At 60.4% G+C, this 11,783-nt stretch carries 11 protein-coding genes and 1 tRNA gene; 6 read left to right on the top strand and 6 right to left on the bottom strand.

The window, feature by feature from the left end; all coding sequences use genetic code 11:
- Positions 1-8 precede the first annotated feature (8 nt).
- On the top strand, positions 9-335 hold the full coding sequence (locus METH_RS02225) for a TIGR02300 family protein (RefSeq protein WP_024088773.1): 327 nt from the start codon (positions 9-11) through the stop codon (positions 333-335).
- 186 nt (positions 336-521) lie between these two features.
- Positions 522-597, top strand: a tRNA-Ala gene (locus METH_RS02220).
- Between the two features lie 205 nt (positions 598-802).
- Here the strand turns inward: METH_RS02220 and METH_RS02215 are convergent.
- The 6 genes from METH_RS02215 to METH_RS02190 form a co-directional block, all read right to left on the bottom strand.
- Positions 803-1,594 carry a phosphodiesterase gene (locus METH_RS02215; protein WP_024088772.1) on the bottom strand — a complete coding sequence of 264 codons (792 nt, stop codon included), beginning with the start codon at positions 1,592-1,594 and terminating at the stop codon, positions 803-805.
- Between the two features lie 21 nt (positions 1,595-1,615).
- A complete protein-coding gene (locus tag METH_RS02210) occupies positions 1,616-2,470 on the bottom strand; it encodes a DMT family transporter (RefSeq protein ID WP_024088771.1) in 855 nt (284 codons plus the stop codon).
- Between the two features lie 293 nt (positions 2,471-2,763).
- Positions 2,764-3,393 (bottom strand): hypothetical protein, encoded by a 630-nt coding sequence (locus METH_RS02205; RefSeq protein WP_024088770.1) that lies wholly within the window; start codon positions 3,391-3,393, stop codon positions 2,764-2,766.
- A 308-nt stretch (positions 3,394-3,701) separates the two neighbouring features.
- On the bottom strand, positions 3,702-5,219 hold the full coding sequence (locus METH_RS02200) for a tripartite tricarboxylate transporter permease (RefSeq protein ID WP_024088769.1): 1,518 nt from the start codon (positions 5,217-5,219) through the stop codon (positions 3,702-3,704).
- Between the two features lies 1 nt (position 5,220).
- Positions 5,221-5,715 carry a tripartite tricarboxylate transporter TctB family protein gene (locus METH_RS02195; protein WP_024088768.1) on the bottom strand — a complete coding sequence of 165 codons (495 nt, stop codon included), beginning with the start codon at positions 5,713-5,715 and terminating at the stop codon, positions 5,221-5,223.
- Positions 5,716-5,841: 126 nt separating this feature from the next.
- On the bottom strand, positions 5,842-6,825 hold the full coding sequence (locus tag METH_RS02190) for a tripartite tricarboxylate transporter substrate binding protein (RefSeq protein ID WP_024088767.1): 984 nt from the start codon (positions 6,823-6,825) through the stop codon (positions 5,842-5,844).
- A 117-nt stretch (positions 6,826-6,942) separates the two neighbouring features.
- Here METH_RS02190 and METH_RS02185 point away from each other — a divergent pair, with 117 nt between their 5' ends.
- The 4 genes from METH_RS02185 (at position 6,943) to METH_RS02165 (ending at position 11,779) form a co-directional block, all read left to right on the top strand.
- Positions 6,943-7,608 (top strand): response regulator transcription factor, encoded by a 666-nt coding sequence (locus tag METH_RS02185; RefSeq protein WP_024088766.1) that lies wholly within the window; start codon positions 6,943-6,945, stop codon positions 7,606-7,608.
- On the top strand, positions 7,605-8,990 hold the full coding sequence (locus METH_RS02180) for a sensor histidine kinase (RefSeq protein WP_024088765.1): 1,386 nt from the start codon (positions 7,605-7,607) through the stop codon (positions 8,988-8,990). The genes METH_RS02185 and METH_RS02180 overlap by 4 nt, the downstream gene beginning before the upstream one ends.
- Before the next feature lie 5 nt (positions 8,991-8,995).
- Positions 8,996-9,994, top strand: a complete 999-nt coding sequence (locus METH_RS02175; protein ID WP_245602947.1) for an ABC transporter substrate-binding protein — start codon at positions 8,996-8,998, stop codon at positions 9,992-9,994.
- A gap of 879 nt (positions 9,995-10,873) precedes the next feature.
- The gene (locus METH_RS02165; RefSeq protein WP_024088762.1) at positions 10,874-11,779 is read left to right on the top strand and encodes a MotA/TolQ/ExbB proton channel family protein; all 906 of its coding nucleotides are present in this window, start codon (positions 10,874-10,876) and stop codon (positions 11,777-11,779) included.
- Positions 11,780-11,783 lie beyond the last annotated feature (4 nt).

The following is an 11,783-nucleotide window of genomic DNA, read 5'->3' as shown; positions in this document are numbered from 1 at the left end:
GGATCCACATGCCCAAGGAAGAATGGGGTGTAAAGCGCGTCTGCCCCACCACTGGCAAGCGCTTTTATGACCTGAACAAGAACCCGGTTGTCAGCCCCTACACGGGCGAGGCCGTCGAGCTGGACACCGGCAAGACCCGGATGATCGAAGCCGATTCCGAAGATGCGGCCACCCTGAAGGCCAAAGAGAACCTCGAAGGGGATGACGCGGTTCTGGAAGATGACGACGACGTCGATGTCGATCTGGGCGATGATGTCCTGGACGATGACGATGACGAGGACAACGTCCCGCTGGAAGAGATTGCCGACATGTCGACCCCAGAGGACGATTCCTAAGGTATTTCCAGCCGCCCGGGGACGCGCTTCGCCTTCCCCGGGCAGCCCTCCGGCAGTGCCGGGAAAAAAGTTTGGAACCCGGCGCATTTTCCGCTTGCAGCCTGCGCCGCCGTCCCTTAAACGACGCTCACACCGCAAGACGGACCGCACCGGAAACGGAACGGACACTGGAAAGCGGACAGGTTTGGGGCCTTAGCTCAGCTGGGAGAGCGCCTGCATGGCATGCAGGAGGTCAGGAGTTCGATCCTCCTAGGCTCCACCAAATCTTCATTGAAAATCACCAAATAGTTCTGCCTTTCTCGTCAGAGAAATTGCCTCTGACCGAGCGTACAGCGCAGAAAGCGGCCTTCCTTGCACTACGCCCGAGGGTTCACAGTGCGGACGAAGTTATCTTTCGCTGCGACTGCCTCAAAAGCCGCATTAGGCGAATTTGGCGCTACCAGCCGAAGCCGCGATCTATGGATTTCTCAATCTGGTGTCACGCCAAGTTGGTATTCGCAAAACTGATCAAACTGTATCCTCACCGCAGAATCTTCTAGCTGAATTATCCCTATATTTGGTGCCTCGTTGCTTGGCTTGAATGTCTCCCAAGTCCATTCAGGGCGCGGCGGTGGCGCTTGGTATAGAACGGAGCGCATGGTCGAAAACGGAATACCCCGGACAGTTCCTGATATTGGTCGATGGACATGTCCAATGCACAGATATTTGACGCAGGCAAAGTCTGAAATGAGATCGAGGAAGCCGTCTCCGTCCTCTAGATTCTCGGTGTCCTGCATGGGCAAGCCAAGGGCCATTGGAGGATGGTGCATGAAAAGAAATATTGGCGTATTTCCTGCGTTCATAAGTGTTTCACGCAACCATTCAGCGCGTGCCGGACAAAACTCTCCAGCATCTGATCCCGCTTTATGCGTGTCCAGACAGAGCAAAATGCCATCGGGCGTTGCCACCTGATATTGAATGAAATCCGCCATACAGGTGTCAGGCAGTGGTAAAATCTCTCGGAACAGGTCCCGGCTGTCATGGTTGCCGATCATAGGGAGGTACGTAATATCCAGATCACTGAGTTTGCCCTTCACCCCCTTGTAGCCTGCCCGCGTCCCACGATTTACGATATCGCCTGAAATAATGCACATTGCGGCGTCAGCGTGATTGCGGTTGATATGGGCAATCGCCGCATCCAGTCTCACACGGGGATCATGCCCCAGAACATCGCCTTCTTCCGCAAAATGAGGGTCCGACATCCATATCAATTTCGTCATTATCGTTTCCATTTTGTTTTCTTAAGACTTTGATGCGCGTAGCAGAATTGCGCCTGCAATTGTGATCATCGTTGAAACAACTTTGGCAAGGTCCACACGCTCCTTAAGGATGCCGACACCGATCAGCATTGCAAAAACTATTGAGGTTTCACGCAGCGCGGTGACAAGCGCAATTGGCGCTTGCGTAAACGCCCAGATGACCAGCCCGTATGCGATGAATGACGCAGTGCCCCCAATGAGCCCCGACGCGATGACCTTGCGGTCTGACCTCAGGCGGGTGAGGGAACGAGGCCGCATCAGCGCCGTCCACACAGTCAAAGCGATGGCGTTGCCGATGGCTGCCCAGCTCCAGAACCCGAGCGCAGTAGTGGCGACCCGTGCCCCAATTCCATCTAGCAATGAATACGCGGCGATAAACAGGCCAGTGCAAAGCGCCATCACGACGGCTCGTGGGTTACGCGCTCCGGCAGCACCACGAACAATTGCCAACGCTGCAAGGCCAAGCGCAATGAGAGCGACGCCCGTGAGTTCTAATCGCGTGAACGACACCCCCAAGAAACCGATTGAAACGGCTGTTACGATCAAGGGAGCCGACCCGCGCGCAATTGGATAGACAAGTGTGAGATCACCTGCCCGATACCCTGCAATCAGGAACAGTTGGTAGCCGAAGTGTAATGCGACCCCGCCCAATATCCATGGCAAAGCAACCAATTCGACACTGGGTGCGAAAGGTAGAATCAACATTGCAACAGGCACATGACCGAGCACCACAGCCAACATGGTCGTATGCTTGTCCGCACTCCCTTTGATCATGGAATTCCAAATTGCATGAAGACCAGCGGCCAGCAGAACAGCGATGAAAACGGACGTGGTCAATGAAACCCTCATTCTTACGACTTACCAACGAATAAGTCTAATTCTAGAGTGACGGCAATCTCTGAGGCTATTCTCTAGCGATAAAAAAAGCCGACGTTCGTAGGCATCGCAGCATCGGTTAGTCTGGGCTCATGCCACAAGTTCGCCGCGCCTGGCGTGAATGGCTGATCTCCGAGACAGGGGCCGTTCACCTGGTCGGGCTTGGACTGGCAGTGAGTGTGAACCGGCATGCATGTTTGGATGCCGGTTCATATAGCAGGGACACGGTCAGCTGATGCCCTGCGCCCGCCAGTTCAGGCTGAGGCAGAACCTGGAACGAGTTCTGCGGCAAGCTCAAGTACAAGGCCGCTGACCGCCTCCCCGGCCTGCTCCAGTGATTTCTTCCCGCGCAGCTTGCGCGCAAGCGCGGATCCGCGGGTGGAGGCTTCCTGCGCCAGCAGCAAAAGAGCGATTTCCCGCAACTGGTGCATGGCCAGATCAGCTTCGTCCTGCCCCAGCAGCCCTTCGAGCTTTGCCGGCGCCGGGCAATCGGCCAGCAGGCGCTTCAGGGCCGGTCCATTCTTTGACGCCTCGGCCCGGGTGATGCAGATGTCGGTCATGCCCGCCATTTCGGAGTGAAACTCCGCAACCGGCAAACAGGCGGTCTGCCTGGAGTAGCCGGCCTGCCGCTCGACATGGAGATCCCGTTGCGCCGGGTCATAGGATATCACCAGCCCATCAAGTAACACATCCGACGCAACAGGGTGCCCGATGCGTCTGCGCAGGCTGAGCGCTTCCGCGAAGAGCACCAGCTGTAAAAGGCCGGCCTGCGGCAGGTCGCAGGAAATACGCTGGATGCCGCTGCGGCCGGCGTGCTTGTACTTGAGCGCGAGCCGGGCACCGCCGTCCTCCCGCGCTTCCATCGAAAATATCTTTGCAGGCATGGCGCGCGTTATATGGAAGGCTGCCGGACCTTCAAGCTGCGGCCGGCAGGTCCGGCCACGCTAGGCGGCCATGCGCCTAGAGCAAGGCCCCGTGGAAGGATGCACCTGCAAAGGAAGCGCCTTTAGCCGTTGCGGTGTTCAGCAGGGGGAATCGCCTGGTCCCTCACTGATTGAAAGGATGGTCTGTCGCAGGCCTGCCAGCAAAATTTCAGCGGACCAGCGGGCAGTTTCAGCCCTGAACGGATAGATCTCCTGAGCTTTGCCGCCGGGCTGAAAATTTGGAAGGCCGAAGCCTTCCAAATACTTTGTCAGTCTGCATCGGCAGTTCCTTCGGCCCGCAGCCGGGCCCGCCTTGCGCGGTAACCGGGCAGCAGCACCAGTATGACAGCCATACCCAGCAAGCCAAGCGTCATCGGCCGTTCCAGGATGAACCCGAGCCCGTCATAAAGCTGCATGGAGCGGGCAAAGTTGTCCTCCAGCATGGAGCCCAGAATGAAGCCGATCAGCAAGGGCGCCAGCGGGTAGTCCGCAAACCGAAGCACCGTTGCGCAGATGCCCAGCCCCACCAGGATCAGCAGTTCGGTTGCGTTGTTCTGCCCGATATAGGCCCCCATCAAGGTGAAGAAGAGAATGAAGGGGATCAGGTAAGTGCGCGGCACCGCCAGCACCTTGGCGATATAGGGGATCAGCGGCAGGTTCAGAATCAGCAGGATCAGGTTGCCCAGATACATTGAGATAATCACTGCCCAGAAAATCTGCGGCTCATCTATCATCAGACGGGGGCCAGGCGAGACATTCAATGCTATCAGTGCTCCCAGCAGGATGGCAGTTGTGCCCGATCCCGGAATACCCAGCGTCAAAAGCGGCACAAAAGAACCGGTGCAAGCGGCATTGTTGGCGCTCTCCGGCGCGGCGAGGCCTTTTATAGATCCCTTGCCGAATTGCTCCTGCTCTTCTTTCGGGGCGAGATTACGCTCCACCGCATAGCCAAGGAACGAGGCAATCGTGGCGCCGGCCCCGGGCAGGACACCGATCAGAAATCCTTGGATCGACTGCCGTCCGATCACCGGGGCGATGGCTTTGGCTTCCGCCCGGGTGATCCGCAGGTCCTTGATCTCGCTGCTGCCTCCACCGGTATTGGACCGGGACGGGTCGAGCACCAGGTACATCGCTTCGGGCAGTGCAAACATCGCCATCGCGAGGGTGATGAACCCGAAACCTGATTGCAGGTCCATGATGCCCATGGTGAAGCGCGGCATGTTGAACAGCGCGCCCTCGCCCACCGTGGCCATGATCAGCCCCATGAGGGTCATCAGCACCGCCTTGCCCGCCTGACCGGATCCGGCAAAGGCGGCAATGGCCGAAAGCCCCACCACCATCAGGGCGAAATATTCGGCCGAATGAAACAACAGCGCAACTGTCGCCAAAGCCGGGGCAAAGACCATCAACAGGATCGCGCCAATGGTGCCGCCGGAGAAAGACGCGATGGCAGCGACTGTCAGCGCCTTGCCGGCCTTGCCCTGGCGCGCCAGCGGATATCCGTCAAACGATGTGGCCACGGTGGAGGCAACCCCGGGTGCGTTGATCAGGATCGACGAGGTGGAACCGCCAAAGATCGCCCCGTAGTAGACACCGGCCAGCAGGATCAGTGCGGCGGAGGGATCACCGATGGAGATCGCCACCGGGATCATAATGGCGATAATCGACATCGGCCCCAGCCCCGGCAGCATGCCGATGAATGTGCCGATCAGGCAGCCGCCGATGACCATCAGCAGGTTGGTAAGGGAAAAGGCCGTTTCAAGACCGGCCAGAATGCCTTCAAGCATATCAGCCTCCGTTTGTCAGAATTGCAGGCCAGGGGCTGAGAAAGATCCCCAGCACTTCCTGCACCAAATACCAGACCACACCTGCAGCCGCGGCCGCGATGGGAAGCAGAATGTGCAGCTTGCGCTCTCCCAGGACAAAAGCTCCGGCTGCCAGAAAAGCGACGGTTGCGGGCAGAAATCCCGCGGGGCGCAGCAGCAGTGCATAGGCGGCCATCATCCCCAGCAGCATAAGCGCCTGGCCAAGCTTGTAGTCCGTCAGCCGCCGGTAGTTGATATCCATCGGCTTTGGCTCCTCCGCCCCCTTTTCCAGCCCCAGCAGCACATAAAGCGCTGTGAAAATGGCCATCACCGACAGGAGCTTGGGAAAGGTGCTGGGCCAGATCGGGTTGCGTTTCATAAACGGCGGCAGCGCGCCATCCATGGTGAAGAACGCCGTATAGCCATAGGCGAGGCAGATCATCAGAATGATCAGGGCAATCCATCTGTCGAGGGCCATTTTCTACTCCGGCTGTCGTGTTTTATTTTGCGGGACCGGGGGCGCTGCCCCGCCGCGCGTTGCGCGGCGCCCCCGGAAGCGCGCGGGTGGACCCCTAGCACAGCCCGGGGGCGCCAGGCCGCCCGGTCAGAGGAACCCGAGCTGTTTCATCAGATCGCCGATAACCTGTTCCTGAGCTTCCAGGAAGCTGCGGAAGTCCTCACCCGAATTGTGAATGTTGACCCAGCCGTTGCGGGCCCGGACCTCTTCCCATTCGGGTGTGGCGTACATCTTGGCCAGCGCGGCCTGATAGGCCGTCAGACGGTCTTCCGGCAGCCCCGGCGCCGCGAAGAAACCGCGCCAGTTTACAAACGCGGTGTCGAGCCCCTGCTCCTTCATCGTCGGGGCATCCGGGTAGCTGTCCACCCGCTCCTCGGATGTTACACCGATGATCTTCACCTCACCCGCATTGGCCAGATCGATGGCCTCGGAAAACCCGGTGCTGAGCGCCGATATTTCGCCGGAAAGCAGCGCCGCCATGGCTTTGCCGCCGGCATCATAGGGGATGTATTTCACCGCGGTCGGGTCTTCGCCTGCGGCCTGCATCACCATGGCTGCAACCAGATGGTCCATGCCGCCCGGAACCGAACCGCCGCCAACGGCGGTGCCGCGCGGGTCCGCCTTATAGGCGGCCAGAAGGTCCGCCATCGAATTGATCGGGCTGTCCTTGCCAACCACAAAGGCCGCGTAATCGCCAATGGTGCCCGCCACCAGGGTCAGGTCGCGGAAGTTCTGCGGAAACACACCGGTCAGCGAGCGGATCACGATAGGGGTGGAGTTCACCATCAGCGTGCCGTGCTGGCTGGCGGCGTTCTCGATCAAATAGCCGATAGCCTTGCCGCCGCCGCCGCCGGACATGTTTTCGTAGGAGGCCTTGCCGACCAGGCCGGCAGCTGTCAGCGCTTCGCCGGTGCCGCGTGCGGTTCCGTCCCAGCCGCCGCCCGCCCCGCCGGGTATCAGAAAGTGGATGCTGTCCAGCACCTTCTCTTCGGCATTGGCCGGTGCGCCAAAGGCCATGGCTGCTGCCGCTGCCGCGATCACAGTCCGGCGCATCAGGGTCCAATTGCTCATTTTGTCCTCCCATTTGACAAATCGCGGTCTCGCCGCTCATGACTGAAGGGGAGCACAGCAAGCTGACATGGACCTGTCACAGCTCTGTCATAAGGCGCTCGGAAAGGACGGACCGCTATGCGCTTCCTGCTGGTTGAGGATAATGAAAGCCTGGCAAATGCTATTCAGGCCCGGCTGCGGCTGGACGGGCATGCGGTGGACCATGCTCCCGATGCAGGCACGGCAAATGCATTTTCCGACACCACCGATTATGATCTGATTTTATTGGATATTATGCTCCCGGACGGTGATGGCCGCAGCTTTCTGAAGAACCACCGCGACAACCGGAAAGAAACACCTGTCATTGTACTGACTGCCCGTTCAGAAGTCTCGGACCGGGTTGGCATGCTGGATCTTGGCGCCGATGATTATCTGACCAAGCCGTTCGATTTTTCCGAGCTGGAGGCCCGCTGCCGGGCAGTGCTGCGCCGCCGCGGAGGCGGCAGTTCCAACATGCGGCGATTCGCAAATCTGCTGTTCGATCCGATGGCAGGCACCCTTACGTCCGGCGGCAAGATCATCAGTTTGCGGAACCGGGAGTTACGGCTTCTGGAGGTGTTTCTGAATGCGCCGGACCGGATATTCTCCAAGTCCAAGCTGGTGGACAGGCTGTTTTCCTATGACGAAGAGGTTTCGGAGAACGCGATTGAGGTCTATGTCGCCAGGCTGCGCAAGCATCTGGCCGGTTCCGGGGCAGAGATCACCACTGTGCGCGGACTGGGTTACCGGTTGTCGCTGGAATGAGCGCAACGGTCAATGTCAGCGGATCGATCCGCCGCCGGCTGCTGCTGCAGCTTATGGGCAGCGCCGCACTTCTGGCAGCTCTTCTGTTTTTGGCAGTGCTGGGATTTGTCCGCAATGTTGCGGAAGAAAGCCATGACAGGATCCTGCTGGCCTCAGCAACCTCTATCCTGGACTCGGTTTCGGTCCAGTCCGGTGAAATTACTGCAGACATCCCCTATGCCGCCCTGTCCATGCTGGGCAATGTGAGCGATGACCGGGTGTTTTACCAGATCGCAACGCCGGCAGGTGTGCTGACCGGATATGCGGACCTGCCGGTGGCCGGGCCGCCCGTCCAGCCGGGCCAGCCTGTATTTCAAACCGCGCGCTACAAGGCGGAAAGCATCCGGGCAGTGACCCTTTTCCGGCGGCTGTCCGTTGAGGGCGCGCCGGTTGCTGTTCAGGTTTCAGTTGCCCAGACCCGGTCGGGCCAGGCGGCCTTGCTGGCGCAGCTTTCGTGGTCGGCGCTGTACCTCGGCGTGGGTTTCTTCGTGCTGGCATCCGGCCTCGCATTCTGGTCCGCCCAGTCCAGCATCACCCCGCTCAGATCCCTGACCGAGGCAATTTCGCGCCGCGGCCCTAAAGACCTGCGCCCGGTGTCCCGGCCGGTACCCTCCGAGATGTCGCCGCTGGTATCGTCGCTCAACAGTTTTATCAGCCGTCTGCAGACATCGCTGGCCCGGTCCGAGGATTTCATTGCCGAGGCCGCGCACCGGGTGCGCACGCCGCTGGCAACGGTGCGCGCGCAGGCCGAGGTCACCCTGATGCGGATAGAAAAAGAAAACAACCGGAACAGCCTGCGCGAAATGATCCGTGCCATCGATGAAAGCTCCCGCGCGGCGGGGCAGCTGCTGGACCACGCCATGGTTTCGTTCCGGACGGACAGTCTGGAACTTGAGGACGTCAACCTGACGGAACTTGCCCGGGACCTGGCTGAGCGGCTGCAGCCGGTGGCCGAACTGAAGGATATGTCCCTGCATTTCGAAGGCCAGGAAACCATCAGTATTCCGGGCGATGGCATTCTGCTGCAAAATGCAGTCCGCAATATTCTGGACAACGCCATCAAATATTCCGGCCGGGACAGCGAAGTCTGGATTCGCGCGGTCTGCCGCGGCGGCAGCGCGTGCATAGAAATAGAAGATCAGGCGGGCGGGTTTAAGTGCGAAGACACCGAAGCGCTGACCCGCCGCTTTGTCCGCGGCGCCAACGCCAGGAATACAATTGGTTCGGGGCTTGGGCTGACGATTGCCCGCGAGGTGGCCGAGGCCCATGGCGGACAGCTGATCATTGAAAACAGCCAGACAGGAGCAGGCGCGTGCGTAACGCTTTGTTTTCCCTTGCACTGACCTTCTTGACCCTTGCAACGCTGCCGGCCGCTGGCTTCGAGGTGGAAGAAAAGCACTGGATCGGTCCGGAAGACGGCACGCCGCTGCGGATCATTTCGACCACTGACACAGCTATTCTGGCTCCTCTCATTGAAAGCTTCCTGCAAAAGCACCCCGGGACAGCGGTGGACTATACCGTCGCCAACAGCAGCGAAGTGATGAAAGCGGTGCTCAAAGGAGAAGAGCAGTTTGACGTGGCGCTGTCCTCGGCAATGGATCTGCAGACCAAACTGGCAAACGACGGGTTCACCCGGTCCCATCAATCCGCATTTACTGCGCTGATTCCGGACTGGGGGAATTGGCGGAATCATGTGTTTGCGTTTTCGCTTGAGCCTGCGTCTGTTGTGCTATCCGCGGCCGGTTTCCGAGGCCGGGATATTCCACGCACACGCCAGGACCTGATTGCGCTGATGCGGGCAGAACCGGAGAGGTTCCTGGGCAAAGTGGGCACGTATGATGTGGCGCTCAGCGGGCTGGGGTATCTGTTTGCGACCCAGGATGCTCGGACGTCCGAAACTTACTGGCGGCTGATGGAGGTCACCGGCAGCCTTGAACCGGCCCTGTTTTGCTGCTCTGCCAGTATGATTGAAAGCGTTGCCGCCGGAGAGATCCTGATTGCTTACAATGTTTTAGGAAGTTACGCGCGGGCACGGCAGGACCTGGAAGACGAGATCATTGTCATCGACCCGGAAGACTACACCCATCTGATGATGCGGTCTGCGGTGCTGTTGAGCGGCGGCGGGCAGCCTGATCTGGCGCAGCGGTTTGTTGACCATCTGGCATATGCAGCCTGGTCGCAGCCGCCGGGCGCTGAATACCCGTTCCGCCCCCCGTCCGCGGAGGTCATCGGCGCGGCGAGTTCAAAACGGCCGATCCAGCTGGGGCCTGGCCTGCTGGTGTATCAGGACGCCGAAAAGCGCAGGCGCTTCATGGCGGAATGGTTCAACGCGATCAGGAAGCAGTAAGCCGGTTCCGCGGCCGAGTTTACCGGTGCCCCCTGGGGCCGCCCCTGCGGGCCGGCATCAGCTCCCGGATCCGGAACCCTCCGGCCCGGGGGCCGCTTCGCGGGAACGGCAGCCGGCTGGACCTGTCTGCTGGCGTACCAAATATTCTTGACAAAACAACTAAGACTTCTTACGGCTTCCCGCGCGCCATGCAGGCGCGTTTTCAGCAAGACATTGGCGGATCATCTTATTCCGCTGCCGGTCCAGCCACTCCCTAAGAACATGGCCTGCAGGAGATCCTGGGGCAGTAGGCTGGAGAGGTTTTGTGATGCTGTGGCTAAGGCTGAAACCGCCGCGTGCCAAACCCGCGCAGCCGGCCTGCCGCGGTGAGTTATGCCGGGCCTTCCGGGTGGGACGCGGCATCCATGCCCGCCCAATGCAGCGCGCACCGCATGTCATTCCTTTGCGAAAGACGGCCCTGATGTTGATCGATCCGGCATTCTCACTGGAATCCCGCGCTGCGCTGGATAACGGCCCTGAGCGAGACACCTTTGATGTGCCCGGATGTGGCCATCACCCTATTGCGGCATACGCAGGCAGGGCTGGGATTGCCGTGTCTGCTAGCCATGCCAGACCGTCTGTTCATGCTGCAAGAAGGCTCCGCCGAACAGCTGAACCTGCGGCAGCCGGGGGCCGCGCGGACAGCTTATGCCGGAACAGGCCCGGCAGCAGTGACAGCGGAAAATTTGCAGAGCGCACGCTGGCGGAGGAAGGGCGATACCCTTGGTATGTCCTTTGGTTCACCGGTGTAAGGGCAGAGGCCCAGCACCTCCGCGCGGCGTTCAATGCAGCGCGGGAATATCCCAAAACCAGTTATATCGCAGCTTATTGGAGCCAGTCATGATCAATCGTTTCTCTGCAGCGCTGGCGGCGTTTTTGATGCTTGCCGCGGCCTGGGCGGCCGCCCAGGACACCCCAGCCGCGCCAGTGCCGGAAATTGCGTTTGACGCCCCCGGGGGTGCTGTGCCTCAGCTGCCGCCCTCCGCGACGGTGCTTGAAGTTCCAGAGGCTGGCGGGGATGCCTTTGCCGTAACTGAGGCAGGCACTGCCCCCCTTTCAGGCCCTCCCCCCAGTCAGGATGAGCTGGCCCGGACAGCAATTGACGCATCGTCCAAGGCACTGAAATTACTGCGCGATGGCGGCCCTTCCATCTGGGCGATCGCCGTCTTGTCGGTGATCACATTGGCGCTGATCCTGTGGAAGATCTGGCGTCTGGCGCTGCTCGGCGCCTGGTCGCGCGGCAAGGCAGGCCAGGCCGTGGATGCCTTTGAACGCGGGGACCGCGCCGCGGCCCAATCCATCGTCAAAAACCGGATCGGCGTGCGTTCCCAAGTCGTCGGCGCAGCACTGTCCGCCGCCGCGACCCTGCCCGAGGACCGCGCCCGCGAAGAAACCGCCCGGGTGGCCAAACTGCATCTCGCCAGCGCTGCCGCCGGTCTTGGCGCGCTGGAGCTGATTGCAACCATCGCCCCGCTTCTGGGTCTGCTGGGCACCGTTCTGGGCATGATTGCCGCCTTTCAGGCATTGCAGGCGGCCGGTTCCAAGGCCGACCCCGCCCTGCTGGCGGGCGGCATCTGGGAGGCGTTGCTGACCACTGCGGCAGGCATGGCAGTGGCGATCCCCGCCTCGGCCGCGCTGACCTGGTTTGAAGCGGTGATCACCCGCATCCGCCGCGATCTTGAGGACAGCGCCACCCGTATTTTTATCGCCCATGATCCGCAGCCGCTGAAGCTGGCGGCCGAGTAGCCCC

This window comes from Leisingera methylohalidivorans DSM 14336 (genome assembly GCF_000511355.1).
Lineage (GTDB): Bacteria > Pseudomonadota > Alphaproteobacteria > Rhodobacterales > Rhodobacteraceae > Leisingera > Leisingera methylohalidivorans.
The sequence above is the reverse complement of the archived record's forward strand: the minus strand, read 5'-3'. Positions and strand labels throughout refer to the sequence as shown.